Below are 26,615 nucleotides of genomic sequence, written 5' to 3' on the forward strand. Positions count from 1 at the left end.
CGGGCGCTCGAGGCGTCGGTCCGACCACCGAGTGTCCGGTCTGATCGTCGGTAGCAGTCCATTTAACCGCCGCGTCGGTGTATCACGGAGTCCATGAGTAGCGACTCGGAGACGGTCTCGCGGCCGGCCGACACGATGCGCGAACGCGTCGGCGAAACTCGCGTGAAGATCTGGTTCCTGATCAGCGCGAACCGCTGGCTCGTGACCGTCGTCATTCTCGCGGGGACGTACGCGCTCCTCCTCGGATGCCACGTGTTCGGGCCGAGCACGTCGGGAAAACTCCTGGCGACGAGCAGTATCGTCTCGCTGTTCAGTTCGATGGTCATCGCCACGGTCACGAGCGTCACGCTCGTCCTGTCGATCTCGCAGTTCGTCCTCGCCGAGGAGATCGGCCCGCTCGGGGAACAGCGGGACCGAATGTCGAACGAGACCGAGTTCCGCGAGGAGATCGAGAGCGCCGCGGGTATCGGCGTCAGTCCGATCGAACCGTCCCGGTTTCTCGAGACGCTCATCGAAACGGCCGAGGCGCGTGCGAAGACGCTCAACGAGACGGTCACCGGACGCGCCGATTCGGACCAGTTCGACGAGATCGCCGCGTTCACCGACGGCCTCGTCGAACACAGCCGGACCGTCAGCGACGATCTGGAGGGGGCGGACTTCGGCTCCTTCGAGACGTTGCTCCCCGTTCTGAACTACAATTACTCGTGGAAGATATTCACTGCGCGAACGCTCCGGGACGAGTACGCCGAATCGCTCTCGCCCGAGGCCGTGGCGGCGTTCGACGACCTGATCGAATCGCTGCGGTTCTTCGGTCCGGCGCGCGAACACTTCAAAACGCTCTACGTCCAGTGGGAGATCATCAACATCTCCCGCGGCGTCCTCTACGGTGCGATGCCGGCGCTGGCGGTCGCCGGCTACATGATGCTCGAGTTCGATCCCGCGAGGGTCACCGGGACGATGATCGGTATCAACAACGCCTATCTCCTCGTCAGTGCGCTCTACGTGATCACGCTCTCCCCGTTCGCCGTGTTGCTCGCGTACCTCCTCCGCGTGCTCACCGTCATGAAGCGGACGCTCGCCATCGGACCGTTCATCCTGCGGGAAACGAAGCACCTGGAGGGGACTCGCAACGCGGCGTCGAGCGATAGCCAGTCGACGGATCGATGACGACTCGACGCGGCTCGGTGGAGCCGGCTCCGCAGTCACCGCTCTCCGGTCGCCGTCCTCGATTCGACCGACAGGGTCGAGCGGCCCTCGCAGTCAGGTCACGAGTGGGAGGACCCCCGTGATGATGACGACGAGCGCACAGAGCGCGACGAACCAGACGATTCGCTCGTCGGGGACGACCGGTTCGTCGACGACCGCGACGTCGTAGATGACGGTGGCGACCATTCCGATGCCAGCGATCGCCTGCAAGAGCGGAACGAGAGTCCCGCCGCTCGGGCCGAGCGTCGCCAGGCCCCGGATTCCGAGGGCGCCGCCGCAGATGGCGATCGACGTCTGATAGAGGAGGGCTTCGCGCATAAGGATAATATTTTGACATGGATAGGAATACGTTCCGTTTCGCGGCCGTCGAGCCGACGGCTCCCGTCACGAATCGTCGGTCCGGAGCCGTGACGTCGTGCGATCGAGCCCCGCGAACCACTCGCCGTCGCGGCGGGACGGGCGAGCCCGCCGGTCCGGTCGGATTGCGGCGGCCGACTCCGTTCCGACTCGAGACGCGTCCGGCAGCGGCGCAGTGGCGTCTCACTCCTCACACGGACATCAGCGCGATCGCCAGCACGCTCAGCGCGATGGCGGCGATCTTGCGGCCGGTGACGGTTTCGTCGAAGGCGACGATGCCCACCAGCGAACTGATGACGATGAAGAGCCCGTAGATCGGGACGACGATGCTCACCGGGCCGAGCGCGAGCGCTCGGTAGTAGGTCAGCAGGCCGACGGTTAGCAAGACGCCCATCGCGACGATGTACGGCGTCCGGGGATGGCGGAGGTACGGGCGCACCGGATGACCGCGGTAGACGATCACGAGACCGACGGTCACGAACATGACGGCGTTCGAGAGGAACACGGCGAGCGTGCTGGGGAGCTCCGTCATCGCGACCGAGAGCAGCGGCGCGACCAGACTGTACGCCAGACACGCGACGACCGAGAGGCCGAGATAGCGCCGCATCACTCCGCCCCTCCGGCCGCGAGGTAGATCGCGATCGCGGCGACGACGATGCCGGCGACGCGGGTCGCGGTCAACTCCTCGCCGAGAACCGCGATGCCGATGATCGAGCTCCCGACGATAAAGAGGCCGTAAATCGGGACGACGACGCTCACGGGGCCGTCCTCGAGGGCCTGATAGTACGCGAGGATACCCGTCGAGAGGAAGAGGCCGGCGACGTAGACGATGCCCGCCGACGGCGTCGTCGCGTCGGCGGGGCGGCCGGTGCTCGTGGTGACGAGGACGACGGCGGTCAGGCAGAGGAAGATCGTCGTCGAGAGGAAGAGCGCGACCGCGGGCGGCACGTCCGTCGTCACGACGCTCGTCAGCGGTGCCATCAGGCCGTACGCGACGAGTGCGACGATCACCCACAGCAGATACTCCATACGAGCCCTCGGATAACGGCGACCTATACTGTCACGATCCCGGAACCGCGTGCCGGGACCGCGGCTGTAATCCGAAACCGCGATCGGCGATCCGAAACCGGGCCCTGCGACCTACTCGAGGTCGTCGACCAGTTCGCTCGCGACGCCGGTGTAGCCCACCGGCGTCAGCGCGTGTAGCTCCTCGCGGACGTCTTCGTCGACGTCTAGCTCGTCGAACATCTCGCGGAAGTCCTCGAGGCTCACGTCCTTGCCGCGAGTCACGGCCTTGACGCGCTCGTAGGCGTCCTCCTGCCCTTCCCGGCGGAGGATCGTCTGGACGGCCTCGCCGACGATCTCGGGGGTGTTCTCGAGGGCCTCGCGCATGACCTGCTCGTTGGGGACGACTTTCGAGAGGCCCGACGCGGTCTTGCCGTAGGCGATCAGGCAGTGGGCGAAGGCGCCGCCGATGTTTCGCTTGACCGTCGAGTCGGAGAGGTCCCGCTGGAGCCGGGAGGTGGTGACGTAGTCGGCGAGAAATCCGAGGTCCGAGTTCGCCTTCGAGAGGTTGCCCTCGCTGTTCTCGAAGTCGATCGGGTTGACCTTGTGTGGCATCGTCGACGAGCCGGTCTCGCCCTCGACGGCCTCCTGCCCGAGGTAGCGGTCGGAGACGTAGAGCCACATATCCAGATCGAGGTCGAGCAGGACGTCGTTCGCGCCGCGGAACGCGTCGAACAGCGCGGCGAGGTCGTCACAGGGGTTGACCTGCGTCGTCAGCGGTTCGAACTCGAGGCCCAGGCCCGTCACGAACTCCCGCGCGAACGCCGGCCAGTCGACGTCGGGATAGGCCGCGACGTGGGCCGCGTAGGTTCCCGACGCGCCGCCGAGCTTGCCGCTGAGCCGGTCGGTCGCCCGTCGAATCCGTCCGGTCGCTCGACCCAGCCGCGAGGCGTAGACGGCCATCTCCTTGCCGAAGGTCGTCGGCGTGGCGGGCTGGCCGTGGGTGCGCGCGAGCATCGGGAGGTCCCGGTAGTCACGCGCCATCTCCGCGAGGGCGTTCCGCACGCCGTACAGTTCGGGCAGCAGCACCTCGTCGACGGCGTCGCGGACGAGCAGCCGGTGGGCGAGGTTGTTCACGTCCTCGCTGGTCAGCCCGAAGTGGATCCACGCCGAGGCGTCGCTGTCTTCGGGGAGTCGGTGGCGGACGAAGTACTCGACGGCCTTCACGTCGTGGTTCGTCGCGTCGAACCCGGCGTGGCCCTCCGTCTCGAGTTTCTTGATCAGCCGCGCGTCCTCCTCGGCGAAGTGGTCGTACAGCCCGCGCAGCCGGTCTCGCTCCTCGAGGTCGAGTTCGAGCGGGGTCGCCTCGAGGTCGGCCAGCGCGATCAGGTACTCGACTTCGACGCGAACGCGGGCGCGCATGAGGGCGGCCTCGCTCGCGTACGGCGACAGCGGTGCGGTCCGACCGTCGTACCGGCCGTCCAGCGGCGAAACGGCGTACAGGGCGTCGGTCTCGGTCATCGGTGCGAACCTGTCCAGCACGGTGCAAAAGCGTATCGAAACCCGGAGCGCCCGATGCCACGAGCGTGCATACCTCTCCGAATCAGCTCTCGAATTCCGCTGTAACGATACACGAACGTGGATATGTTGCCCGCGGAGACCGCAACCACTTTGCCGCTCGCGGGCGGGAGTCCGACCATGACGCGAATCGCCGGGATGGCCGGCAACCGAGGGCGCAACCTGTTGAACATCGCCGACCGACGGCCGGGCGGAGCCGAGTTCGCCGTCGTCCTGACGAACAGCGAGGACGCGCCGGTGCTCGAGGCCGCCGCCGAGCGCGGGATTCCGACCGAAGTCGTCCCGCTCGAGGACGGGATGAGCCGCCGCGAGCACGAGGAGGCGGTGCTCGAGGCCCTCTCGGGCTACGAGTTCGACCTCGTCTGTCTGGACGGCTACATGCGGATCCTCTCGGACACCTTCCTCGACGAGGCTCCCACGACGCTGAACGTCCACCCCGCGTTGCTGCCGTCGTTCCCCGGCATGGACGCGTGGAGCGACGCGCTCGAAGCGGGCGTCTCGGTGACGGGCTGTACGGTCCACGTCGTCACGGACGCGACCGACGAGGACGGTGCGGTCGTCGAGAGCGAGGTCGACGGCGGCCCGATCGTCACGCAGGAGCCGATCCCGGTCTACGAGGGGGACGACGAGGACGGCCTGAAGGCGCGGGTGCTGTACGAGGGCGAGTTCCGCGCCTACCCCCGCGCGGTGAAGTGGTTCGCAGAGGGTGCGATCGACGTGGATCTCGAGGCGGGCGAGGTCGCCGTCGACGCCGACGTCGCGAGCACTGACGCTGATGACCACGACGGACTGCCGGCCCGTCGGCTGGTCTCCGACGACCGCGCGAACACGCTTCGCTACGGGGAAAACCCCCATCAGGACGCCGCGGTCTACACCGACTACACCTGCGACGAGGCCAGCGTCGTCCACGCCGATCAGTTGAACGAGGGCGCGAAGGCGCTCAGCTACAACAACTACAACGACGCCGACGGGGCGCTCAACCTGATCAAGGAGTTCGACGAGCCCGCGGCGGCGGTCATCAAGCACACCAATCCGGCGGGCTGTGCGACCGCCGACTCGCTGGCCGAGGCCTACGAGAAGGCCCTCTCGACGGACCCGATGAGCGCCTTCGGCGGGATCGTCGCCCTGAACCGCGAGTGCGACGCCGAGACGGCCGAGCAGATCGTCGACTCGTTCAAGGAGGTCGTCGTCGCGCCCGGTTACACGGACGACGCGCTCGAGGTGCTCTTCGAGAAGGAGAATCTCCGCGTGCTCGACGTCGGCGAACTCGGCGAGCGCACGGAGCGGTTCACGGAAAAGCCGCTCGTCGGCGGTCGCCTCGTCCAGGAACGGGACCTGCAGTCGATCTCGGCCGACGACCTCGAGGTCGTCACCGAGCGCGAGCCCACCGACGCGGAACTCGAGACGATGGCCTTCGCGTGGCAGACGCTCAAGCACGTCAAGTCCAACGGGATCTGCTTCGCGGACGGGACCGAGACGGTCGGTATCGGGATGGGGCAGGTCTCCCGCGTCGACGCGGTGCGACTGGCCGCGATGAAGGCGGACGAACACGCCGAGGGGAAGGACGCCGCGGGCGCGGTCATGGCGTCGGACGCGTTCTTCCCGTTCCCGGACGGCATCGAGGAGGCCGCCGAGGCCGGCATCGAGGCGGTCGTCCAGCCCGGCGGCTCGGTCAACGACGAGGACGTGATCGAGGCCGCAGACGAGCACGGGATGGCGATGGCGTTTACGGGACAGCGGAGCTTCCGGCACGATTGACGAACGGCGTCGTTCCGAATTTTTTGCGCGAGGTCGTCGTGGACGGCGCGACGGTACACCCGTCTCGAGCGATCCGTTCGCACCGACCCGCGATCCGAATCCGCTAGTTTTAGCGGCTCGCGAAAGATCGCTCGTCTATGAAGGTGACCGGCCCCGTCTATCGAGCCGCGGCCTCGAGGATGGCAGCGTCGCGCGTTCGACTCGGATTCGAGAGCAGCGATTCCCCGAGCGTCGATGACCGTGATCGAGCAGTGTCGGCTCCGGGTGGTCGCGCGTGATCGCGGACCGCGACCGCCTCGCCGCGAGCGAGGCCCGCGACGTGGCCCTCGAGTGCGTCGAAGCCGGTATCGAGGCGGGCCATCCGCGAACGGTCGTTCGGGACGCCGTGGCGCTCGAGGGAGAGACACTCTCCGTCGCGGACGCGACGTACGAACTCCGCGAGTACGACGAGCTCGTCGTCCTCGGCGGGGGCAACGCGGCGGCGCACGTCGCCGTCGCGCTCGAGGAGAGACTGGGTGACCGGCTCGATCGCGGGGTCGTCGTCACGGACGATCCGGTCGAAACGGAGCGCGTGAGCGTTCGGGAGGGCGACCACCCGGTCCCGAGCGAGCGCGGCGTCGCGAGCACGCGCGAGGTGCTCGAGACAGCGGACGCCGCGGACGAAGAGACGCTCGTGCTCGCGGCGATTACCGGCGGCGGCAGCGCGCTCATGCCCGCTCCTGCGGGGGACGTCTCCCTGACGGATCTCCAGTCGACCACCGACGCCCTGCTCGCGAGCGGGGCCGACATCCACGAGATCAACGCGGTCCGCAAGCACCTCTCGGCGCTGAAGGGCGGCCGACTGGCGCGCCGGGCCGCCCCCGCGACGGTCGCCTCGCTGATCCTGAGCGACGTCGTCGGGAACGATCTGAGCGTGATCGCCAGCGGTCCGGTCGCGCCCGACGCGTCGACGTTCGACGACGCGCTGGCCGTCCTCGAGCGGTACGAGATCGACGCGCCCGACGCCGTCTCGGCCCGCCTCGAGCGCGGCGCGGCCGGCGAGGTCGCGGACACGCCGGGCCCGGACGATCCGGCGTTCGAGACCGTCTCGAACCACGTCGTGGCCGACGGACTGACCGTCCTCGAGGCGGCCCGCGACGCGGCGGTCGAACGGGGGTACGAGACGCTCGTGCTCTCCTCGCGGGTCCGCGGCGAGGCCCGCGACGCCGCCGTGACCCATATCGCGGTCGCGGAAGAGGCTCGCGCCTCCGGGACGCCGGTCTCGCCGCCGGCCGTCGTTCTCTCCGGCGGCGAGACGACGGTAACGATTCGAGGCGACGGGACGGGCGGTCCCAGTCAGGAGTTCGCGACGAGCGCGGCGCTCGAACTCGCGAGCAGCAGCGACGAGCGCGGCGAGCGAAGCGGGACCGAACCCGGAAGCGGGGGCGAGATCACGGTCGCCGCGGTCGACACGGACGGGATCGACGGCGCGACCGACGCGGCCGGCGCACTGGTCGACGAAACGACCGTCGAGGACCCCGATGCGGCGCGCGACGCCCTCGCGGAAAACGACGTCTATCCGTATCTCGCGTCGCGCGACGCCCTGATTTCCACGGGGCCGACCGGAACGAATCTGAACGATCTGCGGGTGCTGGTCGTCCGCTAGACGCTAGAAGCTCGTTCCCGCGGTTCGGCGGACGACGATCCAGACGGTGCTCGAGACGCCGAGCACCAGCGTCGCGGGCGTCCAGTCCGGGGAGGCCGTCCCCGTCTCCACGTCGGCAAACTCCGTGATGATCCACAGGAGGAGTCGTTCGCGTGGCTGACGGTCGTGCTCCCGGCACCGATCGCGAGGATGGTGAACACCAGGACGGTCCGATCGATCGATTCGGAACGGCGCGTGACCGACGCTCAGCCTCTTGGCTCCGCGTCCGGCGTGAGCGCGTCGATCACGCGGCAGGCGTTTTTCGAGAAGGCGCGCCGGAGGAGGTCCTCCGAGACGTCGAGCGTGAGAATTTCCATGACCGCCACGTTAGGATGGCAGGCGGGCGCGCCGCTGCCGAAGAAGACGCGATCGGGGTGTTCCAGCAGCGCCCGCTCGAGTTGGTCGCGGTAGCGGACGAAACTCGTCTCGAGGTAGCAGTCGTCGTACTCGTCGAGCAGGTCGATCATATCGGTCATGAGCGACTGGTTCAGGGGGTGGCCGCCGAAGCTACCGACGACGACTGGGAAGGCGCGCTCGAACAGCAGTTCGGCGAGCGTCTCGGGCGGCGCGTCGACGCCGCCGCGAACGACGACGGGCAGGTCGACATCCTCGAGGGCGGCGAGGACGTCGTCGTCGGGGTAGTCGTCGACGGCGGGGTCGAGGACGAACCCGTGGAAGCGGTCGTCGTAGGCGTACTTCTCGACGTCGCTCGGTGAGGTGTGGTGGTCCTCGCGGCGGCGAACCGCGTTGCGGAGCCGTCCCGTCGCCTTCCGTCCCGGCGTCTGGGTACCGTTGATCCGGGCGAACGCGACGAACGGCCGGTCGACGCTGCGTCTGGCGACGCCGTTGTTCGCCGCGAGATAGCTCGCCTCCGGCCGCGACGGTGGAAAGACGACCGATCTGGTGATCCCCGCCTGATGCATCTCCCGCTCGAGTCGGTCCGGTGTAATCGCTCGTCCGGGGGGGTCACCGCTTCCGTCGGTCGGCGGCAGCCGCGTCGAGACGTCGACGACGCGGAACCCGTGTTCCAGCTCCAGCATCTACTGACGTGTTCCGAGTCGACCCATATTTTGCTACCGGCTCCGTGCCGGTCCGGCGTGTCGGCGGTTCTCATGCGCAATCGCAAGAGGGAGCGGAGATAGGAGGGAAAGAATTATATAGAAGTGCTGACGACATGGTTAGTGAGGATCAACGATGGCACAACAGCGACGCATGGGCGGACAGCCTATGTTCATTTTGAGCGAGGACAGTCAGCGAACGCAGGGCCGCGACGCGCAGTCGTCGAACATCATGGCCGGCAAGGCCGTGGCCGAGTCGGTACGGACGACGCTCGGGCCCCGCGGTATGGACAAGATGCTCGTCGACTCCGGCGGGGACGTCGTCATCACCAACGACGGCGCGACCATCCTGAACGAGATGGACATCGAGCATCCCGCGGCCCAGATGATCGTCGAAGTCGCCGACTCCCAGGAAGAAGAAGTCGGTGACGGGACGACGACCGCAGCCGTACTCGCCGGCAATCTGCTGGGCGAGGCCGAGGACCTCATCGAGCAGGACGTCCACGCGACGACGATCGTCGAGGGCTACCACGAGGCCGCCGAAATCGCCCTCGAGGCGATCGCCGAGCAGGTCAACGAGGCCGACGTCGACGACGAGATTCTCCGGCAGGTTGCCGAGTCGAGCATGACCGGCAAAGGGACCGGCGGACTCACGGCCGAGTCGCTGGCCGAGACGGTCGTCGAGGCGATCCGTCACGTCGCGACCGACGACGACGTCGCGCGCGACAACGTCACCGTCCACACGCAGGTCGGTGCCTCCTCGAACGCGACCGAACTCGTCCCCGGGATCATCGTCGACGAGGAGCCCGCTCACGACGGCATGCCGAGCGAGGTCGAGGACGCGTCGATCGCCGTTCTGGACGTCGAACTCGACGTCCGTACCGGCGACGTCGACGCGGAGTACGCCATCGACTCGATCGACCAGCTCAACGCCGCAATCGACGCCGAGGAAGGCGAACTGCAGGGCTACGCCGAGACCGTCGCCGACAGCGGGGCCGACGTCGTCTTCACCACCGAGGACGTCGCCGACCGCGTCGCCACCGCGCTGGCCAACGAAGGCATCCTCGTCTTCGAGGGGCTCGGCGACAGCGACGCTCGACAGGTCGCCTCCGCGACCGGCGCGCGCCGCGTCGGCGACCTCGAGGACCTCGAGACGGACGACTTCGGCTCGGCCGATCGAATCCACACCGAGGCCTTCGGCGGCGACGACCTCGCGTTCGTCGAGGGCGGCGCAGCGGCCGAGACGGTCACCGTCTTCGTCCGCGGCGGCACCGAACACGTCGTCGACGAACTCGAGCGTGCCATCGGTGACGCGCTCGACGTCGTCGCGACGGCGCTCGAGTCCGGGGAAGTCGTCCCCGGCGCGGGCGCGACCGAGATCGCGATCGCGGACAAGATCCGCGAGGAAGCCGCCGGTATCGAGGGCCGCAAGCAACTCGCCGTGACGGCCTTCGCCGACGCGGTCGACATCGTCCCCCGCACGCTCGCGTCCAACACCGGCCGAGACCCCATCGACGCGCTCGTGGACCTTCGTGCCGCCCACGAGTCCGAGGGCCGGGCGGGCCTGATCACCAATGGCGACGAGGTCACGATCGACGATCCCTTCGAACACGGCGTCGTCGATCCCGCCGACGTCAAGCGCGAGGCAGTCGAGAGCGCGACCGAAGCCGCCACGATGATCGTCCGCATCGACGACGTCATCGCCGCCGAATAACGTCGCTGTTCGCGGCGCGCGTTCCAGAACGCCGTTTTTTCGCGAGTCGCTGCCGGTCGACGAGAGGACGCCCGCGTCGATCGGCCAATATTGTTAAGTGTTAACACACATTAGTCGAGACTATTATGCCCGGACCTGCTCCGCGAGACACCTTGACGCCGATCGGTATCACTGACGGTCGCACGGTCTACTACGACGAGGGCCGGGGAACCTACCACACCTGGTTCGACGACAGCGCATACGAACCGGTGAGCACGGCCCTCCTCATGGCCGTCTCGTCGGTTCTCGAGACCGAACCCGCGGATCTCGAGGCGCTCTCGGAGTGCGTCGAACCGGACGCGCTGAACGCCCTCTTCGTCCACTGGCGGGGCGACGAACCCCGCATCGGCGACGGATCGATCTCCTTTACCTTCTCGCAGTGTGCCGTGACGGTGCGTTCGAACGGCGAGATCGAGATCGATCCGATGCAGCGACGCGCCGGCGCGGCCGGCGACTGACGGTGCCGCGTCGCCGGCCGCGTTTCGTCCCGCTCGAGTCAGTCGGCGGGTTCCGCGGCCGACTCGAGGACGACCCCGTCACCGGGCTCGAGTCCGAACGCCTCGTCGCCGCGCCCCCGGTTGACGTCGAGTTCGACGTAGCCGTGGCTCCCGACGGTTGCGAGTCGCTCCCCGACGGGGACGGCGGCGAACGTCTCACCGACTGGGACGAGGTCGCCGTTTACCAGTACCCGTTCCCGCCCGTCGAGATACGATCCGGGAACGTTCGTGATCGCGTTCCCGAACCCGTCGACCACCAGCACCTCGCCCGCGGCTCGCTGCTCCTCGACGGTGGGTGCGGGGAGTTCGAGATCGACGTCCATCGCGGTCGACTCGAGCCACTCGAGCGAGCCGAGCGCATCGGTATCTGTCTCGTGAACCGCCGCGGCGGCGGGAGCGAAGACGTCCCGACCGTGGAAGGTGTTGCTCTGCGTCGGTCGTCGTGCGCTGGCGTCCGCCGCGGGGTCCGGACCCGTCGGTTCGACGGGACCGACCGCCCGTTCGTCGATCACGTAGGTCTCGAGTCGGTCCGCGTCGGGTGCCGCGAGCCGTCGCGCTGCCGGGAGCAGGACGCCGTTGTCCGGCCCAACGAGGGCGTGGTCGCCCGCCCGAACGACCACCGCCGCCCGGTCGGTCCCGACGCCAGGATCGACGACGACGAGATGGGTCGCCGGGGGGAAGTACGGTAACACCTCTCGGAGCCAGAACGCGGCGGTACGGACGTCCTGCCGGGGAAAGTCGTGGGCGACGTCGACCAATCTGGCGTCCGTTCGCTGCAGCACCACTCCCTTCATCGCCGCCGGATACGGCGTGCCGAAGTCGGACGCGAGCGTAATCATGGTCGGTCCTACGGCACAATCGCTGAAAGCCACCGGGGATTCGAACGCGGTCGCGCCGGTCCCGTCGGCGCTCGGCGTGACGCCTCGGTTCACGGTGCGATGGGCCGTTCGCAGGGGGTCGGCGTGTCAGTCGCTCACTCCCCGTTCGAATCCGAGCCGCTGACCATCTGAATCCGCTCGATCCCGCCGATCTCGTCGACGACTTCGACGACCGCTTCGGGGACCAGCGACTCCCAGTCGCCGTCGTTGATCATCCGTTCACGGACTTCCGAGCCCTCGAGCACGTCGCGGTTGAACATCGGCGACTGCCGGATGTCGATGCCGGCCTCCCGGAAGAGCTGAATGACCAGCGGGTTGTTCGAGTAGGCGATGTCGAAGTCGGGACTCATGCTCTGGACGTGACTCACCCAGACGGAGTTGCGTTCCAGGTCCTCGATCGGAACGGCGTAGGTCACGAGATCGAAGTCGACCAGCGACTTCGTGATCATCATGATCCGCTCGCCCGCGGTAAACGGGTTCCGGATGGTATGCGAGTCGTCGGCGCTCCCGATCCCGAGGACGAGTTCGTCGACGTCCTCGGCGATTCGCTCGACCATGCTCCGGTGGCCGTTGTGAAACGGCTGGAAGCGACCGATGTAGAACCCCCGAGTCATGCCGGACACTGCTCGGGCACGGCGCTTAAGCGTGGCGAGTTCTCCGCCGTCCGCGAGTTCGGCGTCCGACGTACCAGATTCCCACATCGCCGATCGGCCGTCACGGCACTCGATCTCGGTCTCGATCGGTCAGGAGTCCGTATGTTCCACATATGTTGAACCCGAAGTAAACGACGGGTTTCTGTAGTCTTATTTCGCCCCCTCGAGCGCTGTGTCTCCCGGTATCAGCAACTGACACCATCCTCCGCATGGAGAAAGTATATCAGTCGCAATCCCTTCGATCCACGTACCGAACAGAGTTCTATGAGTAACGATACGAACGTTGACGACCCTCCCGAAGACGCGCCGGACGCTGTTCCCGACGAGGACCAGCCCGCGGGGCAGCCCGAGCGTCAGGGAGACCAGTCGCCGCCTGCGGAGGACGGTGACCGTCGCAACGACGTCGACGACCCGATCGACGAGTTCGAGCCGGTGTCCGAGGAGGAGGACGACGACGACGGCATCGAGACCGTCGACGATCTCGGAAGTACGGTCGAGGTCGATCCGGGCGTCGAAGTCGACGAGGATATCGCCGAAGACGACCTCCTCGGCGGCCTCAAGATCGACTCGACGGAGGACATCGAAGTCCCCGATCGACTCGTCGATCAGGTCATCGGCCAGGACGAAGCACGCGATATAATCATCAAGGCGGCGAAGCAGCGCCGCCACGTCATGATGATCGGCTCGCCGGGGACCGGCAAGTCGATGCTGGCGAAGGCGATGAGCCAACTGCTTCCCAAGGAGGATCTCCAGGACGTCTTAGTCTACCACAACCCGGACGACGGCAACGAACCGAAGGTCCGTACCGTTCCCGCCGGGAAGGGCGAACAGATCATCGACGCCCACAAGGAGGAAGCCCGCAAGCGCAACCAGATGCGCTCGATCCTGATGTGGATCATCATCGCGGTCGTCCTCGGATATGCGATCCTCAGCCCTGCCAGTATGCTTCTCGGCGTCGTTGCCGCGGGGATCATCTGGCTGATCTTCCGCTACACCTCCCGCGGTACCGACGCGATGGTGCCCAACATGATCGTCAACAACGGCGATCAGCGCGTCGCCCCCTTCGAGGACGCGACCGGCGCTCACGCCGGCGCACTGCTGGGCGACGTCCGCCACGACCCCTTCCAGTCCGGCGGCATGGAGACCCCGAGCCACGATCGTGTCGAGCCCGGCTCCATCCACAAATCGAACAAGGGCGTGCTGTTCGTCGACGAGATCAACACGCTCGACATCCGGACCCAGCAGAAGCTGATGACGGCCATCCAGGAGGGCGAGTTCGCCATCACGGGCCAGTCCGAGCGCTCCTCGGGCGCGATGGTTCAGACCGAACCCGTCCCCTGTGACTTCATCATGGTCGCTGCCGGGAACCTCGACGCCATGGAGAACATGCACCCCGCGCTCCGCAACCGGATCAAGGGGTACGGCTACGAGGTCTACATGGACGACACCATCGAGGACACCCCCGAGATGCGGCGCAAGTACGCCCGCTTCATCGCCCAGGAGGTCGAACGCGACGGCCGCCTCCCACACTTCACCGACGACGCCGTCGAGGAGATCATCCTCGAGGCCAAGCGTCGCTCGGGCCGCAAGAACCACCTCACGCTGCACTTCCGCACCCTCGGTGGGCTGGTCCGCGTCGCGGGCGACATCGCCCGCGCGGAGGATCGGGAGTTCACGACCCGCGACGACGTCCTGCAAGCCAAAAAACGCTCGCGCTCGATCGAGCAACAGCTCGCCGACGACTACATCGAGCGCCGCAAGGACTACGAGCTGCAGGTCAACGAAGGCGGCGTCGAGGGCCGCGTCAACGGCCTCGCCGTCATGGGCGAGGACTCGGGCATCATGCTTCCCGTTATGGCCGAGATCGCCCCCGCACAGGGCGGCGGGCAGGTGATCGCCACCGGCCAGCTCAAGGAGATGGCCGAGGAGTCGGTCCAGAACGTCTCCGCGATCATCAAGAAGTTCTCCGACGTGGACCTCTCGGAGAAGGACATCCACATCCAGTTCGTCCAGGCCGGACAACAGGGCGTCGACGGCGACTCCGCCTCCATCACTGTGGCGACCGCCGTCATCTCCGCGCTGGAGAACATTCCGGTCGACCAGTCGGTCGCCATGACCGGCTCGCTGTCGGTGCGCGGCGACGTGCTTCCGGTCGGCGGCGTCACCCACAAGATCGAAGCCGCCGCGAAGGCCGGCTGTACGAAGGTCATCATCCCCGAGGCGAACGAACAGGACGTGATGATCGAAGAGGAGTACGAGGAGATGATCGAGATCATTCCCTGCTCGAACATCAGCGAAGTCCTGGACGTCGCCCTGATGGGCGAACCGAAGAAGGACTCGCTGGTCGATCGGCTCAAGTCGATCACCGGCACGGCGTTCGATCAGGGTGCCGTCGGCTCCGCCGGCGGCTCGAACCCGAGCCCACAGTAAATGCCCCAGTGGGCGACGTTCGTCGGTATCACGGGCGTCGTCCTCGTCTTGCTACTCGTTTTATCGCACCTGACCCAGTCCGCGTTCAGCGACGGCGACCCCGATCCCAATTCCGATTCCGATTCCGATCCCGATCCCGGTGACGGCAACTCCGAATCGAGCGACGGTGCCAGCGCCCCGACCGATGCGCCGGCCGACGCCGACCGCGTCGATATCGCGATCGACCTGCCGCCCCGGAATCGTCCCACAGAGCGGACCCAGCGGACGCGAACGGACTTCGATCCAACCACCGATACTCCCACCTCCGACGAGTCGTCGGCTCCACGACCGGCCTCGAGCGCTGCCGATCCCGACGGTTCGGCATCTGACTCGAGTCGGCACCCCAACGCGGCCGCTGCGGACGGCGATCGGGAACGGCCGGCCGACCGCGGCATCGACCCGGACTCGCTGTCGACCGGAGTGCTGCTCGCGAACGTCGCCTTCTCGCAGGGGCTGTTCGCGCTCGTGTTGATCGGTGCGGCGATATACGCGGCGATCCCGGCGTCCGCGCTGGGCATCGAGCTCTCCGCCGCGTTCCTCGAGACGGGACTGCTGTGGGGGACGGCCGCCGGGGTCGCCTTCTACGTCGCGAACGAACTCGCGGCGGCGGCCGCGACGCGGGTCGGGTTCGACCACGAGGAGGACCTGCGGGAACTGCTCTCCCCCGACTCGCTCCGGGAGTGGCTGATGCTGCTGGCAGGGGTCCTCCCGATCATCGCCGTCTTCGAGGAACTCCTCTTCCGGGCGGCGCTGATCGGCGTCCCCGCCGCCGGGTTCGGTCTCTCGCCGTGGCTGCTCGCGATCGGCTCTTCGATCGCGTTCGCGCTCGGCCACGGCATGCAGGGATCGGTGGGCGTCGTCGTCACCGGTGCGCTGGGATTCGCCCTCGCGGCCGTCTTCATCGTCACCGGAAGCCTGCTGGTCGTCGTCGTCGCCCACTACCTCGTCAACGCCCTCGAGTTCGTCGTCCACGAGGGGCTCGGTCTCGACTGGGCAGAAACCCTCGAAAGCTAAGAGACGGGACCGAGTTCGTGCCGCCATGAACGCGACCGCCGGACCGACGGCTCGCTCTCGAGCGATCGTCGCCCTGATTTTGGGGTACTTCGCCGTGTTGGCCTACGCGACGGTCACGAACGATCCGCTGGCGCTCACCGTCGCGGCGCTCGGCTTCGGCGTCGTCGCGATCGCCGTGGGCGCGCTGCTGTACGTGCAGGCGGCGGACCCGGGACCGGCGCTGCTTGCGGCCGCCGGATCGCTCGTCGCCGGCGGCCTGCTGCAGTTCGTCGCCGTGCTCGGCAGGTCGGCCGTCGCAGATGGGCTCTCGTCGCTGCTCGTACTCCTGGGCGTCGGGTGTTACGTCTACGCGGTCTGGTCCCGATCCGCGTAGCGTCGGCGCTCACGGACTCGTCCGAAGCACCTGCGCCGTCGGGACCCGCCAGCCGTAGGTGACTGCTGCGATGCGCGTTCCGACCGTCACCGCCGCACAGACCGCCGCGGCGACGCTCCCGGTGCCGCCGAGCAGGACGACGAGCCAGTACGCGGTCCCGCCGAGCACCGCACAACTCGCGTAGAAGTCCTCGAGCAGAATGAACGGCGACCGGTCGAGCAGGACATCCGCGAACGCACCGCCGCCAACGGCGTTGATCGTCGCGATCGCGACGACGCCGAACCCCGAGACGCCGACGCCGGTTGCGACGATTGCGCCGGCCGTGGTGAACGCGGCGAGTCCGACGGCGTCGGCGCACTGCGTGATCAGATGGTCGTCCGCCGACTCGAGGACGGCACGCACCGCGATCGCCAGCGCCACGCCGAACAGCGCGAGCACGATCTCGCTCGGCGACTGGAGCGCTAACGGAACCCGATTGACGAGGAGATCCCGCGTCGCGCCGCCGGCGAACGCCGTGACGAGTCCGACGACGGCGACGCCGAACAGGTCGAACTCCTCACGGATCGCCTTGGTCGCGCCAACTAGCGCGAACGCGACGAGTCCGATCGCGTTCATCGCGACGAAGGGATCGGCGACCAGCGCCGCGGCCACCGCCAGTTCTCGGTCCACTACTCTCGTGCAGACCGGCGAGCGTTTTGAGTGCTCCGCATCGATCCGAACTGACCGCTAGAACTGCTCGAGTCCGGTCTGCTCGGCCGCGGCGAGGATCGTTTCGCAGGTCGACCACGACTCGCGTGCGAACGGCGGGAGGTCGCCGTGGTCGTCGACGTACTCCGCGAGGAACTCGCGGGTGGTCGAATCGCCCGGATAGCCGCTACCGATCCGCCCGTACTCGTCGGCGAGGGCCGCGACGTGGGCGTCCCGTTCGACCTTGGCGATGATGCTGGCCGCGCCGACGATCGGCGAGTCGTCGTCGGCACCGTGGCGCGCGTCGATCTCGAGAGGCTCGAGCGAGCAGCTGTCGGCGACCCGGCGAGCGAACCGGTCGGCGTCGGTGTCGCAAGCGTCACAGAGCCCCGCGATCGCGCCGCTCGCGGTATCGGTTCGCTCGAGGCCGGCGACGGCCCCCTCGATCGCCTCGGCGTGGGCCGCGACGGCGAGCGAGTTCATGTCCGACCCGGGGTCGTCGATCTGCGCCGGCGTGATTTCGGCGACGCCGACCGCGATCCGGTCGTCGTTCCGCAGGGTCGCCGCCAGTTCCCGGCGTCTGTCGGGCGAAAGCCGTTTCGAGTCCGCGATCCCGTCCGGGAGTTCGGCAGGGTCCGCGAGGTGGACCGCGGCGGCGAACATCGATCCCAGAACCGGTCCTTTCCCCGCTTCGTCGACGCCGACGGGCATACCCGCCACCTCGTGGAGTGGCGACAAAACCGTTGTGACTCCGCTCGCGGGGCGAGGCTGTGGCCGTCGGTACCGAATTCGGTGGCGAAGTCGGCTCCGGAATCAGTCGTCTTCGATGGCGTCGGCTACGTCCTCCCAGTCGAACGCGGCGACCGACCGGTCGGCGTGGATCGCGAACAGCGCGCCCTCCGAGAAGGGGCCGTACTCGCGTTGGGTGAGCCAGATGCCGTCGGTGTCCGCGACGTGGTCTCCCTGGAACGTCGCGCGGTGGTCGAACGATTCCCGGTCGAACACGTGAAACTGGCTTCGTTGCTCGATCTGATCGGTACAGATCCAGAATCCGTCCCCGTCGTCCAGTGTCTCGGTCAGTTCGACCCCGACCGATCCCGATGGGGTGTCGGCCCGATCCGTCGATCGGAGTCGGTGTCGACGGACTCTATCGAGTCCGTCTGTGAACGGTTCCCTGGACGCGTCGCGGAAGCGTGATCGGCCGCCGCGTGCGTTCCGTATCGGTCCCGTCTAAATACCTTTAGTTTCGAAGTGGTAATTTAACGACCGCCAGTCGCGACAACACCTGTGTGGAACCCACACGCCGCAGTTTCTTGAGAACGGCCGGAACGGGCGGTCTGACCGCGTTCGGAGCGACGACGTTGGCCGGCAACGCGTCGGCCCACGAGGCAATCGACATTCCGCCTCGCTACCTCGAGCAGTACCGGGAGACCGGCACGAACTGGGGGATGGACTGGACGTACCTGGCCGGCATCGGGGCGGTCGAGACCCAGCACGGGCAGTACGAGGACGGCTGTGAAACGTCGTCAGCGGGCGCTCGCGGCCCCATGCAATTCATGCCGTCGACGTGGGAGGCCTACGGTGTGGACGGCACCGGCGACGGGACCGCCGACAGCTGCGATTACCGCGACGCGATTCCGTCCGCCGCGAATTACCTCGAGGCCAACGGCGCACCAAAGAACTGGGACGACGCCCTGTACGCGTACAATCCGCGGTGGTCCTACGTCGAGCACGTCAAAGAACACGCCGCCCAGTACCGCGATCGGTACGGGAGTGGCGACGGCGGCGACGGCGGCAGCGGTGGTGACGGGGGCGGTGACAGCCCCGCGTTCGCCGACGGCGATCGAGTCACGCCGACGACCGGTCTGAACACCCGACACCGGCCGGGTACCGAGTCGACGGTACTCGCGACGATGCAACCGGGTTCGATCGGCGAGATCGTCAACGGACCCGAAACGGTGGACGGCTATACGTGGTGGGGGATTCACTGGCTCGAGGACGACAGCTGGGGCTGGTCGGTCGAGCGTTATCTCACGGTCGCCGACGGTGGCGGCGGAAGCGAGGGGGCGGACTTCACGTGGCCCATCGACGGATACATCACCTCTCCGTACGGCGACCGCCCCGGCCACCTCGCGGTCGATTTCGGCAACGACCGGATCGTTGGAACGCCGATCTGCGCCGCGCGCGACGGCGTCGTCGACGTGGTCGGCTACGAAGCGGACGGCTGCGGCAACTACGTCACACTTGGACACGAAAACGGATATCAGACGATGTACTGCCACCTGAACAGCGTCGCCGTCTCCGACGGCCAGCACGTCTCGCGGGGCCAGCAGATCGGGGGAATGGGTGACACGGGGCGGTCGACCGCACCGCACCTGCATTTCACCGTCGAGCGAAATCGGGTGCAGCAACCGATCCCCGGCGACGACGGTCGGCACGTCATCGCGGGCGAGGCGATTCCGAAGGCGTACGACGGGCTCTAGTATCGCTGGCGATCGATCGGATCGGGCCGCGGCTTCGACGGTCCGTCCGCGATGGGGTCGAGTTCGTCAGCGGTCGGCCGGCTCGTCCAGAAAGTACTCCGCGAGTTCGAACGGCTCGTCCTCCCCCTCGACGCCGGTCACGTCCAGGGCGGTCACCTCGGCGTCGGTCTCGAGCAGGCCCGCCAGACTGGGCTCGGTCCGACCGTTATCGCTGCTGATGAGCTCTTTCACGTACAGACCGCCCTCGCCGTGGAGCCGCACCTCGGCGTCCGTCGGCGATCGGAAGTCGCCCTCGATCCCGTAGACCGTTCGCTCCCGGGTCAGTCCCGCACGCCGGTGGTCGACCCGCTCGGGCGTGTACTGCTCGACGGTCGTCCCCTCGAGTTCCTCGAGCGCCGCCTCGAACGCGTCCTCGGCGACCGGCTCCGCGAACGTCACGTCGGCCCGGTACCGTTTGCTCGCGTCGTGTTCCTTGACGCGCTCGACCATCTCGTAGGTCGCCAGCCGCAGTCCCGCGACCTCGACGGTGCCGTCGGCGGCCGCGTTGATCTCCCGCTCGAGCGTCTCGGGATCGGGATCGCGAGTGCGGGGTCGTTTCACCTCGAGGACGAACGGCCGCCCACCCTCGAGCATGCGGGCGTCGACGTCCTCGCGGCCCGCGCCGTGGAAGGTCCCCTCGTCGCCGCCCATGGCCTCGACGACGTGGGGCCTGACGACCTGTTCGACGCTGGTGTCGTACATGTACCCGGAGCCGCCGCAGTAGTCGCAGTCCGCTTCGCCGTCGTCCCCGAGCTGGATGCCGCTGCCGCCGCACTCCCGACAGGGCCACTCCGTCTGCGGGATATCGCGCTCGAGTTTGCGGTAGCGACCGTAGACGAACGCGGGGTTGATCTGGACGTCGACCGCGTGGCTCGTGACGGTGCCCGATTCGAGCGCCTCGAGCGGGTCGAACCCCTCGAGGTCGACGACCGCGAGCACGTCGGGCCGGTCGAAGTCCACCTCCGTTTCGGTCATCGCGCCGACGCGCCGCCCGACTTCGCGGTTCACTTCACGCTTGACCGACTCGCCGACGTCCGGCTCGAGGCCGGCGTCCTCCCGGAGTAGCCGCTCGTTCTCCTCGACCAGCGGCGGGACGCGGGTGCCGACCTGATAGGTGGCGAAGTCGACGCCCTCGAGGGCGTCGACGATCGTCTCCGCGACGGCGTCGAACGTGCCGCAGTAGCCCTCACAGACCCAGCAGTCCGCGGGGTCGGTCGAGTCGAAGTCCTCGTCGTCGGCCAGCGCGACCGTCGTTCGCAGTGCCCGGCCGCGCTCGGCGTTGGTCAGCCCGAAACTCCGGTCGGCGAAGGGCCGCCCGAGACACGAGTCGCAGACGGCTCCCGTCGCCAGCAACGCGCGGGCGTCTTCCGTGATCATGTCTCGGGAGTCGGGCGGCCGCGGGTAACACGTTTTCCCTTCGCCGGGAGGAGCGGAGACGACGGTCGGATTCCGGCAGCCCGTCCCCGCTTGAAAGCGGCGATAGTGAGTCCGGGGGTTGAAATGGGTCGGCTCCCATCCCCCGGTCATGAACGATTCCCGACTGGATCGTCGCTCGCTCCTTGCGGCCGCGGGAGCGGGACTCGCCGGCGCCGTCGCCGGCTGCGCCGAACCCCGGGCCGACAGTTCGATCGAGGGCGACTCCTCGTACAGCATCGACCGGGGGAACCTCGCGGAGGGATCCGCGTTCACCGAACTCTACAACGCGCTCATCGAATCGGTCACACAGGTCCGCGTGTTCGGTGTCGAAGACCCCAACACGGGCAACGAAGGGCGGGGGCAGGGCTCCGGGTTCCTCTACGACGACCGCCACGTCGTCACCAACGACCACGTGATCGCCGACGGCGAAGCCGCGGACCTCCAGTACATCACCGGCGACTGGACGAGCACCACGCTCGTCGGCCGCGACTACTACAGCGATCTGGCCGTCCTCGAGGTCGACCACGTTCCCGAGCAGGCGACCCCGCTGTCTCTCACGGATCGACGCCCCGTCGTCGGCCAGCAGGTGGCCGCCATCGGCAATCCTTACGGCCTCGAGGGCTCGATGTCGGCGGGGATCGTCAGCGGCGTCGACCGGACGCTCGATCTCCCGCAGCGGCGCTTCTCCTACCCCAACGTGATCCAGACCGACGCGGCCGTCAACCCCGGCAACAGCGGCGGTCCGCTCGTCGACCTCGAGGGAACCGTCGTCGGCGTCATCAACTCCGGCGGCGGCGACAACATCGGGTTCGCGATCTCGGCGGCCCTCGCCGATCGCGTCGTCCCGGCGCTCGTCGATACCGGCTCGTACGACCACTCCTACATGGGCATCGGGCTCAGAACCGTCGATCGGCTCGTGGCCGAGGCGAACGATCTCGAGACGGCGACCGGCGTCCTCGTCACCGATGTCGTCGGTGGCTCGGCCGCCGCCGGCGTCCTTCGGCCGTCGACGCGGACCGTCCAGCGACGCGGCGAATCGATCCCCGTCGGTGGCGACGTGATCCTCGAGTTCGACGGCCGTTCGATTCCTGACCGCCACGCCCTCTCGACGTACCTCGCGCTCGAGACCAGCCCGGGCGACACGCTGTCGGTTCGCCTCCGGCGGAACAGCCGGACGCTCACTACCGACCTGACGCTCGGTACTCGCCCGTCGATCCGATGAGCGGATACCGGACTGCGGGTCGGCGTTAAACCGTTCGAAACAAGTCATTACGTCGTTCGATTCGCGACAGTTTCACTCGTCTCGACTGATATCGATATCGTACACGTCAGGGCTCGTTGAGTTCCCGTACGGAGGATTAAACCGTCGGAAACAGGACGGAAACGGAGGCTATCGTTGAATTCATCGAGTTAGATACTCGATAACAATAGTAGCAGTTCCGGTAGCACCGTCCGGCGCAAGTACCCGTCGCCGATACCCTATGACCGACGCAGACTTCCACCAGCCAGATAGCGAGGCACCGTCACTCGAATTCGACCACGTCACGGTCGAGAACGACGACGCGCCGAACGAGTGCGTGATATTCCCTCACGAGGCCAGCGAAGCGAAGCTGATGACAACCTGGATCTCGGCGCACGACGACTCGTTCGTCGCTCTCGACTCGATGCGGTAGCTCCACCGATGCACCTGAGTCGCCCCGTCACCGCTGCCGGCTTCTGGCTCGGCACCCTGTTACCGATCGCCTATCTCCCCGTCATCCTCGCCGGGATCGACTCGATGAGCCGCTTCTCGCTGTTCGTCGTACTCCTGTTGATCCACGCGCTCGCCCTCGTCGTCGGCCACGACTATTCGGGGTCGCGGTCGCGGTGATCGCTCTCACCGGTTTCGTCTCGGCTCGTCGACGCGGCGTCTCGCCGCCGTCTCGAGTCGGCGGCGGGGTCGAGCGGAACGGTGTTTGGCGGACCGGGTGACACCACGCACGACGCTGCCGTCGCTACGGCTGGACCGGCACGCTCGAGATAGCGAGAAACGAGAGCCGCGTCGGCCGGCGCGGCTCACAGCGGCGGTTGGATGGCGCGCTCGCCCGTCAGTCCAGGCTGGCCGACCAGACCTGCGCTCTCGGCGTCCCGCAACTGTCACAGACGATCGCCCTGTTGTCCTTGTAGGTCTCCCGGACGAGTTCGCCGTCCGGACAGTGCTGACAGGACCGCCCCTCGAGTATCGCGAGTAACTGTCGTTGGCCGGCGGACTGCGACGACTCTGACTTTGCCATGTATGCACTGCATATGGGATATCGGCGAAACGGTTGGCCATGCCTATGCAGCGTTGCACGCGCCTCGAGTCGAAGCGCCTATGCTTCTCTCCAGTGTACGGCCGCTGAATGTGGCCCTGGGGACACTTCGCCGTCGCCTACCTGTTGTACACCGCCGTTACCCACCGCCGGTTCGGCCGACCGCCGCGGGCCGTCCCGGCGATCGCGCTCGCGATCGGGTCGCAGACGCCGGACCTGATCGACAAACCGCTCGCGTGGAACGTCGGACTCCTCCCCGGCGGGCGAACGCTCACCCACACCCTGTTCGCCGCGGCCCTCGTCGTCCCGGCCGTCCTCCTCGTCGCCGATCGACTCGAGGCCCGCACCGTCGGCGTCGGCTTCCTCGTCGGCTACTGCTCGCACCTCCTCGCCGACGTGCCGCCGACGGTCCTCTCGGGCGAGTTCGCGGGCGCGGCGTACCTCCTGTGGCCGGTCCTCGAGCAGCCGCCCGAGGAGCCCGTCGCCGGGATTCTCGACGCGTTCCTCCACTACTACACGATGGGGCCCTACCAGTGGCTCCAGTTCGGCCTCTTCGCCCTCGCCGTCCTCGCCTGGTATCGGGACGGCGCGCCGGGCCCCGGACTCGTCTACACGACGCTCGAACGGCGGCTTGGAGCCCTCTCCTGACACGCGTCCCGATCGACGGGCAGCGCTGCCGTCGGCGCCGAATCGTGGCGGCTATCCCGCTGGCCGGCCTCGCTCCGGTATGCGACAGTTCGTGCTCATCGGCCACGACGTGCCCACGGAACCCGACTTCTCGCTCGACGACCTCGCGGGCGGTGCCGGCCGCCTCGACGCGCTCTGCCGGTCGATCACCGCCTCGTTCGTTACCTCCCACGGCATCCGCGAGGACGTCCGTGTTCACCTGATCGCGCGGGACGAACTCACGATCACCTTCGACGGACGCGACCTCCGACGGCTCAACCCCGACGAGCGGAGCACCGCCGCGCTGGTGCGCACAGCCCTCGAGCACCGCGACGAAGCCATCGGCGCGCTGCCCGCCGAGCCCAGCCCCGGCGTCGAACTCTATCGACGCGGCTTCGACGGGACGCTCGCCGAGATCGCGGACGACGGGCCGATCGTCCAGCTCCACGAGGACGGCGAGGCCGTCGTCGACGTGGCCGCGGACGCGCTCGCGGACTCGATCTTCGTCCTGTCCGACCACCGGGACTTCACCGACGAGGAAACAGCGCTACTCGAGGAGTTCGGCGACCGACGGCTCCGGCTGGGTCCCGAACTGCTCCACGCGGATCAGGCGATCACGATCGCCCACCACTATCTGGACACGAACGGTTACGAGCGGTTCTGAGGTCGGTTTCGGCTCGAGGATCGATCCTCCTGCCGGCGGTTTGACGGTCCGTTTCGGAAGCGTTAAACGACCGGGCGCGTACACTCAAAATGCGGGCCGGTGGGGTAGCTTGGTATCCTTCGGCCTTCGGGTGGCCGTAACCGCAGTTCGAATCTGCGCCGGCCCACTGGATACATATACTTTTTCCCACCTTCTCTTACACTTAGCGGCCGCTCTACGGGGTGGTCGGCATGACGATCACTCCGTGGTCGTCGGTCGATCACTCGACGTGCCAGCACTGCGGGGCCCACGTCACGGACCGGTTCCGTCGCGTCTTCGGTGACGATGACGACCGAGCCCATCGCTGCGGCGACTGTGATTCCTACGCCCGACTGAGTCGCGGCTCTGCGGCCGGCGTTGACGTACCGGTCCCCGATCCGGAAACGTCGGCCGGTCGCCACGGAGGTGAGGCCGATGCGTGAGGCCGTCTTCGTGCCTGCGAGTCGGCTGTACGATGTCGAGAGCGGGACGGTCATCGCCCATCCTGCGACGCAGGCGAGTGACGAGGACGTTCGTCGCGCACTCGAGGGTGGTGAGCGATGAGCCGAACTGGTCTCGAGCGGTTCGGTGTCGTCTCACCGACGGTTGTCCGTGAACCCACACGAGATAGTGAGGGAATTCCGGTCTGTCCGGCGTGCAGTCATCCGGTCGTGAAATCGAAGGGGTCCCAGCGGATCGAGAAACCGGACCTCGTTCATGTCGCTCTCGCTGCTGCCTTCGACGAACTCATCACGTTCGGCTGGCGGTGTGAACGCCATCCCTACGATATCGTGCTGCCGATGCGGGTCGGCGGCGAGGACGCGAGTGCATTCGTCGACGGCTGGACTGGTGTCCAGATCCGTTTCTCGGACGAACACGTCCGCCACGTTGCGACCCCCGAACGGGAGGTGAGCGAGCGTGTCGAGTGAGCAAGCGACGCTGGTCGACTTTGGGCCGGACCTCTCCCCGCTCACGGAGGCCGAACGCGAGGCCTACGTCTCCTGCCGAGAGAACGGCACCGGCGTTCGCGAGTTCGCCCGCCGGACCGACCGCCAGCCCGGAACGATCGGCAATCTGCTCGCTCGAGCCGAAGAGAAACTCGAGGAGGGATCGACGTGAGCCGACTCGTCGAGGATAGCGAGTGTGAACGCTGCGGTGAGGCCGTCGACGGGCTCCATCGGCTGTGCCCGGACTGTACACGCATCGTTCGCGACGCGCGGGAGGGACCGCTATGAGCGTCGACGCTGCCGACGACCCGGTACAATTCGACGACGTAACTGGGTCCGAGCCGGATACCTTCCCGAAGCCTCGCGCTCACGGCGCCGCGGTGATGAACCACCTCGCGGACATCGACGACGCTGCTGCTCAAGGGCTCGATCGTGGTACCCTATACGATCGCTCGCTGGCCTACTGGCGCGAGCACGTCGGCGATCGCGACCTCGAGCCGCATGTCGCCGTCGACGACTTCGAAGCAGACTGGCTCCCGCCGGGAGACTACGCCCTGGTACTCACGTCATCGCGGTGGAAGGCCGGTACTGGCCGCGGTGACGACTACCGGTCGTACTACGAGCAACACCTGAAACTCCGCGAGTGGGGACCGGAGGACGACGACGGCGAGCGCGACCTCCGGAAGCCCGCGCTGGCGTTGCACGTCGAGATCATGCCCCAGTTCCGGGACATGGTCTACAAGAGTGGTGACCCGCTCGAATGTCCGTACGGAGAAGGAACGCGGTTGCTCGCGTGGACGACGTGGGCCGAGGACCCCTTCGAGATCGAGCGGCGGATGTACGATGCCCTCCGAGCGGCCTACGGAACCGACTCCGTCGACCTTGACGATCGCGTCGACGACGCCCGTCGCGTTCCGAAAGCAGAGGCTCACATCCGGTTTGCGATCGGGAAGAAGAACGCCACCGTCGAAACCCTGGAGCAATCGAAGCAGCTCATCGACTGGGGTGGCGAATCCGAGATCGACGCCCACCAGCGCCGGCAACAAGAAGGCTGGCTCGAGGCACTCGTCGAGAGCGACCGGTGGCACCTCCTCGGGTTCGATCCACAGCGGTACAGCACC

At 67.4% G+C, this 26,615-nt stretch carries 30 protein-coding genes, 1 tRNA gene and 1 pseudogene; 20 read left to right on the top strand and 12 right to left on the bottom strand.

Going from position 1 to position 26,615, the window contains the following annotated elements:
* The first annotated feature begins 93 nt into the window (after positions 1–93).
* Positions 94–1,167, top strand: a complete 1,074-nt coding sequence (locus BMX07_RS19775) for a DUF7972 family membrane protein (protein WP_090621334.1) — start codon at positions 94–96, stop codon at positions 1,165–1,167.
* 93 nt (positions 1,168–1,260) lie between these two features.
* On the opposite strand, the gene BMX07_RS19780 is transcribed toward BMX07_RS19775, so the two are convergent.
* From BMX07_RS19780 to purB, 4 genes are all read right to left on the bottom strand, one after another.
* Entirely contained in the window at positions 1,261–1,524 is a 264-nt protein-coding gene (locus BMX07_RS19780; protein ID WP_090621336.1) for a hypothetical protein, read from the bottom strand.
* 229 nt (positions 1,525–1,753) lie between these two features.
* Positions 1,754–2,170 (bottom strand): EamA family transporter, encoded by a 417-nt coding sequence (locus BMX07_RS19785; protein ID WP_090621338.1) that lies wholly within the window; start codon positions 2,168–2,170, stop codon positions 1,754–1,756.
* Positions 2,170–2,592, bottom strand: a complete 423-nt coding sequence (locus BMX07_RS19790) for an EamA family transporter (protein WP_090621340.1) — start codon at positions 2,590–2,592, stop codon at positions 2,170–2,172. The genes BMX07_RS19785 and BMX07_RS19790 overlap by 1 nt, the downstream gene beginning before the upstream one ends.
* A gap of 111 nt (positions 2,593–2,703) precedes the next feature.
* Entirely contained in the window at positions 2,704–4,089 is a 1,386-nt protein-coding gene (purB, locus tag BMX07_RS19795; RefSeq protein ID WP_090621343.1) for an adenylosuccinate lyase, read from the bottom strand.
* A gap of 177 nt (positions 4,090–4,266) precedes the next feature.
* On the opposite strand from purB, the gene purH reads away from it, so the two are divergent.
* Positions 4,267–5,904 (top strand): bifunctional phosphoribosylaminoimidazolecarboxamide formyltransferase/IMP cyclohydrolase, encoded by a 1,638-nt coding sequence (purH, locus tag BMX07_RS19800; RefSeq protein ID WP_090621421.1) that lies wholly within the window; start codon positions 4,267–4,269, stop codon positions 5,902–5,904.
* A 274-nt stretch (positions 5,905–6,178) separates the two neighbouring features.
* Complete coding sequence (locus BMX07_RS19810) at positions 6,179–7,549, top strand: glycerate kinase type-2 family protein (protein ID WP_090621346.1); 1,371 nt, start codon at positions 6,179–6,181, stop codon at positions 7,547–7,549.
* 245 nt (positions 7,550–7,794) lie between these two features.
* Here BMX07_RS19810 and BMX07_RS19820 read toward each other — a convergent pair whose 3' ends face one another.
* A complete protein-coding gene (locus BMX07_RS19820; protein WP_090621348.1) occupies positions 7,795–8,628 on the bottom strand; it encodes an amidohydrolase family protein in 834 nt (277 codons plus the stop codon).
* A gap of 187 nt (positions 8,629–8,815) precedes the next feature.
* On the opposite strand from BMX07_RS19820, the gene thsA reads away from it, so the two are divergent.
* Positions 8,816–10,360: a thermosome subunit alpha gene (gene thsA / locus BMX07_RS19825; RefSeq protein ID WP_090621351.1), complete on the top strand. Its 1,545-nt coding sequence runs from the start codon at positions 8,816–8,818 to the stop codon at positions 10,358–10,360.
* Between the two features lie 125 nt (positions 10,361–10,485).
* Positions 10,486–10,857, top strand: coding sequence for a HalOD1 output domain-containing protein (locus BMX07_RS19830; protein ID WP_090621353.1), 372 nt, complete (start codon positions 10,486–10,488; stop codon positions 10,855–10,857).
* Between the two features lie 38 nt (positions 10,858–10,895).
* Here BMX07_RS19830 and BMX07_RS19835 read toward each other — a convergent pair whose 3' ends face one another.
* Together BMX07_RS19835 and BMX07_RS19840 are read right to left on the bottom strand one after the other, a co-directional pair.
* The gene (locus BMX07_RS19835; protein WP_090621423.1) at positions 10,896–11,735 is read right to left on the bottom strand and encodes an SAM hydrolase/SAM-dependent halogenase family protein; all 840 of its coding nucleotides are present in this window, start codon (positions 11,733–11,735) and stop codon (positions 10,896–10,898) included.
* Between the two features lie 134 nt (positions 11,736–11,869).
* Positions 11,870–12,388 (bottom strand): nicotinamide-nucleotide adenylyltransferase, encoded by a 519-nt coding sequence (locus tag BMX07_RS19840; protein WP_090621425.1) that lies wholly within the window; start codon positions 12,386–12,388, stop codon positions 11,870–11,872.
* A gap of 303 nt (positions 12,389–12,691) precedes the next feature.
* Here BMX07_RS19840 and lonB point away from each other — a divergent pair, with 303 nt between their 5' ends.
* Genes lonB through BMX07_RS19855 form a run of 3 tightly spaced genes read left to right on the top strand, consistent with a single transcriptional unit; the run spans position 12,692 to position 16,283 of the window.
* A complete protein-coding gene (lonB, locus tag BMX07_RS19845; RefSeq protein WP_090621355.1) occupies positions 12,692–14,857 on the top strand; it encodes an ATP-dependent protease LonB in 2,166 nt (721 codons plus the stop codon).
* Complete coding sequence (locus BMX07_RS19850; RefSeq protein WP_090621358.1) at positions 14,858–15,910, top strand: CPBP family intramembrane glutamic endopeptidase; 1,053 nt, start codon at positions 14,858–14,860, stop codon at positions 15,908–15,910.
* A 25-nt stretch (positions 15,911–15,935) separates the two neighbouring features.
* Positions 15,936–16,283: a hypothetical protein gene (locus BMX07_RS19855; protein ID WP_090621360.1), complete on the top strand. Its 348-nt coding sequence runs from the start codon at positions 15,936–15,938 to the stop codon at positions 16,281–16,283.
* 9 nt (positions 16,284–16,292) lie between these two features.
* Here BMX07_RS19855 and BMX07_RS19860 read toward each other — a convergent pair whose 3' ends face one another.
* The 3 genes from BMX07_RS19860 to BMX07_RS19870 all read right to left on the bottom strand — a co-directional run bounded on the left by BMX07_RS19860 (position 16,293) and on the right by BMX07_RS19870 (position 17,975).
* Positions 16,293–16,898 carry a trimeric intracellular cation channel family protein gene (locus BMX07_RS19860; protein WP_090621427.1) on the bottom strand — a complete coding sequence of 202 codons (606 nt, stop codon included), beginning with the start codon at positions 16,896–16,898 and terminating at the stop codon, positions 16,293–16,295.
* 111 nt (positions 16,899–17,009) lie between these two features.
* Complete coding sequence (gene rnhB / locus BMX07_RS19865) at positions 17,010–17,681, bottom strand: ribonuclease HII (protein ID WP_090621362.1); 672 nt, start codon at positions 17,679–17,681, stop codon at positions 17,010–17,012.
* 102 nt (positions 17,682–17,783) lie between these two features.
* Positions 17,784–17,975, bottom strand: a complete 192-nt coding sequence (locus BMX07_RS19870) for a hypothetical protein (protein ID WP_090621364.1) — start codon at positions 17,973–17,975, stop codon at positions 17,784–17,786.
* 308 nt (positions 17,976–18,283) lie between these two features.
* On the opposite strand from BMX07_RS19870, the gene BMX07_RS24725 reads away from it, so the two are divergent.
* Positions 18,284–19,453: a peptidoglycan DD-metalloendopeptidase family protein gene (locus tag BMX07_RS24725; protein ID WP_175480222.1), complete on the top strand. Its 1,170-nt coding sequence runs from the start codon at positions 18,284–18,286 to the stop codon at positions 19,451–19,453.
* Between the two features lie 66 nt (positions 19,454–19,519).
* Here the strand turns inward: BMX07_RS24725 and BMX07_RS19890 are convergent, their stop codons facing one another.
* Entirely contained in the window at positions 19,520–20,869 is a 1,350-nt protein-coding gene (locus tag BMX07_RS19890; protein ID WP_090621369.1) for a tRNA pseudouridine(54/55) synthase Pus10, read from the bottom strand.
* 148 nt (positions 20,870–21,017) lie between these two features.
* On the opposite strand from BMX07_RS19890, the gene BMX07_RS19895 reads away from it, so the two are divergent.
* From BMX07_RS19895 to BMX07_RS19905, 3 genes are all read left to right on the top strand, one after another.
* Positions 21,018–22,130, top strand: coding sequence for a S1C family serine protease (locus tag BMX07_RS19895; RefSeq protein WP_090621371.1), 1,113 nt, complete (start codon positions 21,018–21,020; stop codon positions 22,128–22,130).
* A 259-nt stretch (positions 22,131–22,389) separates the two neighbouring features.
* Positions 22,390–22,581, top strand: coding sequence for a DUF7511 domain-containing protein (locus BMX07_RS19900; RefSeq protein ID WP_090621374.1), 192 nt, complete (start codon positions 22,390–22,392; stop codon positions 22,579–22,581).
* 8 nt (positions 22,582–22,589) lie between these two features.
* Complete coding sequence (locus BMX07_RS19905; RefSeq protein WP_090621378.1) at positions 22,590–22,778, top strand: DUF8028 family protein; 189 nt, start codon at positions 22,590–22,592, stop codon at positions 22,776–22,778.
* A gap of 217 nt (positions 22,779–22,995) precedes the next feature.
* On the opposite strand, the gene BMX07_RS19910 is transcribed toward BMX07_RS19905, so the two are convergent.
* Positions 22,996–23,181, bottom strand: a complete 186-nt coding sequence (locus tag BMX07_RS19910) for an HVO_A0556 family zinc finger protein (RefSeq protein WP_090621379.1) — start codon at positions 23,179–23,181, stop codon at positions 22,996–22,998.
* A 108-nt stretch (positions 23,182–23,289) separates the two neighbouring features.
* Between BMX07_RS19910 and BMX07_RS19915 the strand changes: the two genes are divergently transcribed.
* The 8 genes and pseudogenes from BMX07_RS19915 to BMX07_RS19945 form a co-directional block, all read left to right on the top strand.
* Entirely contained in the window at positions 23,290–23,847 is a 558-nt protein-coding gene (locus BMX07_RS19915; protein WP_090621382.1) for a metal-dependent hydrolase, read from the top strand.
* Between the two features lie 79 nt (positions 23,848–23,926).
* On the top strand, positions 23,927–24,529 hold the full coding sequence (gene trmY / locus BMX07_RS19920; protein WP_090621384.1) for a tRNA (pseudouridine(54)-N(1))-methyltransferase TrmY: 603 nt from the start codon (positions 23,927–23,929) through the stop codon (positions 24,527–24,529).
* Positions 24,530–24,622: 93 nt separating this feature from the next.
* Positions 24,623–24,695 (top strand) — tRNA-Pro (locus BMX07_RS19925).
* A gap of 64 nt (positions 24,696–24,759) precedes the next feature.
* Positions 24,760–24,990, top strand: coding sequence for a DUF7563 family protein (locus tag BMX07_RS25310; RefSeq protein ID WP_394328400.1), 231 nt, complete (start codon positions 24,760–24,762; stop codon positions 24,988–24,990).
* Positions 24,983–25,111: a hypothetical protein gene (locus BMX07_RS25490; RefSeq protein ID WP_281246982.1), complete on the top strand. Its 129-nt coding sequence runs from the start codon at positions 24,983–24,985 to the stop codon at positions 25,109–25,111. Before BMX07_RS25310 ends, BMX07_RS25490 begins: the two co-directional genes overlap by 8 nt.
* Positions 25,108–25,476, top strand: a complete 369-nt coding sequence (locus tag BMX07_RS19935) for a hypothetical protein (protein WP_090621389.1) — start codon at positions 25,108–25,110, stop codon at positions 25,474–25,476. Before BMX07_RS25490 ends, BMX07_RS19935 begins: the two co-directional genes overlap by 4 nt.
* Complete coding sequence (locus BMX07_RS19940; protein ID WP_090621390.1) at positions 25,466–25,666, top strand: RNA polymerase sigma factor sigma-70 region 4 domain-containing protein; 201 nt, start codon at positions 25,466–25,468, stop codon at positions 25,664–25,666. The genes BMX07_RS19935 and BMX07_RS19940 overlap by 11 nt, the downstream gene beginning before the upstream one ends.
* 112 nt (positions 25,667–25,778) lie before the next feature.
* Positions 25,779–26,615, top strand: a pseudogene (locus BMX07_RS19945) (transcriptional regulator); the annotation flags it as partial.

It is taken from the genome of Natrinema salaciae (genome assembly GCF_900110865.1).
GTDB classification, from domain to species: Archaea; Halobacteriota; Halobacteria; order Halobacteriales; family Natrialbaceae; genus Natrinema; species Natrinema salaciae.

What these genes read in the sequence shown, in the direction of transcription:
- BMX07_RS19775 (WP_090621334.1), top strand. Translation starts at nt 94, where the DNA reads ATGAGTAGCGACTCGGAGACGGTCTCGCGGCCGGCCGACACGATGCGC.
- BMX07_RS19780 (WP_090621336.1), bottom strand. Translation starts at nt 1,524, where the DNA reads ATGCGCGAAGCCCTCCTCTATCAGACGTCGATCGCCATCTGCGGCGGC.
- BMX07_RS19785 (WP_090621338.1), bottom strand. Translation starts at nt 2,170, where the DNA reads ATGCGGCGCTATCTCGGCCTCTCGGTCGTCGCGTGTCTGGCGTACAGT.
- BMX07_RS19790 (WP_090621340.1), bottom strand. Translation starts at nt 2,592, where the DNA reads ATGGAGTATCTGCTGTGGGTGATCGTCGCACTCGTCGCGTACGGCCTG.
- purB (WP_090621343.1), bottom strand. Translation starts at nt 4,089, where the DNA reads ATGACCGAGACCGACGCCCTGTACGCCGTTTCGCCGCTGGACGGCCGG.
- purH (WP_090621421.1), top strand. Translation starts at nt 4,267, where the DNA reads ATGACGCGAATCGCCGGGATGGCCGGCAACCGAGGGCGCAACCTGTTG.
- BMX07_RS19820 (WP_090621348.1), bottom strand. Translation starts at nt 8,628, where the DNA reads ATGCTGGAGCTGGAACACGGGTTCCGCGTCGTCGACGTCTCGACGCGG.
- thsA (WP_090621351.1), top strand. Translation starts at nt 8,816, where the DNA reads ATGTTCATTTTGAGCGAGGACAGTCAGCGAACGCAGGGCCGCGACGCG.
- BMX07_RS19830 (WP_090621353.1), top strand. Translation starts at nt 10,486, where the DNA reads ATGCCCGGACCTGCTCCGCGAGACACCTTGACGCCGATCGGTATCACT.
- BMX07_RS19835 (WP_090621423.1), bottom strand. Translation starts at nt 11,735, where the DNA reads ATGATTACGCTCGCGTCCGACTTCGGCACGCCGTATCCGGCGGCGATG.
- BMX07_RS19840 (WP_090621425.1), bottom strand. Translation starts at nt 12,388, where the DNA reads ATGACTCGGGGGTTCTACATCGGTCGCTTCCAGCCGTTTCACAACGGC.
- lonB (WP_090621355.1), top strand. Translation starts at nt 12,692, where the DNA reads ATGAGTAACGATACGAACGTTGACGACCCTCCCGAAGACGCGCCGGAC.
- BMX07_RS19850 (WP_090621358.1), top strand. Translation starts at nt 14,858, where the DNA reads ATGCCCCAGTGGGCGACGTTCGTCGGTATCACGGGCGTCGTCCTCGTC.
- BMX07_RS19855 (WP_090621360.1), top strand. Translation starts at nt 15,936, where the DNA reads ATGAACGCGACCGCCGGACCGACGGCTCGCTCTCGAGCGATCGTCGCC.
- BMX07_RS19860 (WP_090621427.1), bottom strand. Translation starts at nt 16,898, where the DNA reads ATGAACGCGATCGGACTCGTCGCGTTCGCGCTAGTTGGCGCGACCAAG.
- rnhB (WP_090621362.1), bottom strand. Translation starts at nt 17,681, where the DNA reads ATGCCCGTCGGCGTCGACGAAGCGGGGAAAGGACCGGTTCTGGGATCG.
- BMX07_RS19890 (WP_090621369.1), bottom strand. Translation starts at nt 20,869, where the DNA reads ATGATCACGGAAGACGCCCGCGCGTTGCTGGCGACGGGAGCCGTCTGC.
- BMX07_RS19895 (WP_090621371.1), top strand. Translation starts at nt 21,018, where the DNA reads ATGAACGATTCCCGACTGGATCGTCGCTCGCTCCTTGCGGCCGCGGGA.
- BMX07_RS19900 (WP_090621374.1), top strand. Translation starts at nt 22,390, where the DNA reads ATGACCGACGCAGACTTCCACCAGCCAGATAGCGAGGCACCGTCACTC.
- BMX07_RS19905 (WP_090621378.1), top strand. Translation starts at nt 22,590, where the DNA reads ATGCACCTGAGTCGCCCCGTCACCGCTGCCGGCTTCTGGCTCGGCACC.
- BMX07_RS19910 (WP_090621379.1), bottom strand. Translation starts at nt 23,181, where the DNA reads ATGGCAAAGTCAGAGTCGTCGCAGTCCGCCGGCCAACGACAGTTACTC.
- BMX07_RS19915 (WP_090621382.1), top strand. Translation starts at nt 23,290, where the DNA reads ATGTGGCCCTGGGGACACTTCGCCGTCGCCTACCTGTTGTACACCGCC.
- trmY (WP_090621384.1), top strand. Translation starts at nt 23,927, where the DNA reads ATGCGACAGTTCGTGCTCATCGGCCACGACGTGCCCACGGAACCCGAC.
- BMX07_RS25310 (WP_394328400.1), top strand. Translation starts at nt 24,760, where the DNA reads ATGACGATCACTCCGTGGTCGTCGGTCGATCACTCGACGTGCCAGCAC.
- BMX07_RS25490 (WP_281246982.1), top strand. Translation starts at nt 24,983, where the DNA reads ATGCGTGAGGCCGTCTTCGTGCCTGCGAGTCGGCTGTACGATGTCGAG.
- BMX07_RS19935 (WP_090621389.1), top strand. Translation starts at nt 25,108, where the DNA reads ATGAGCCGAACTGGTCTCGAGCGGTTCGGTGTCGTCTCACCGACGGTT.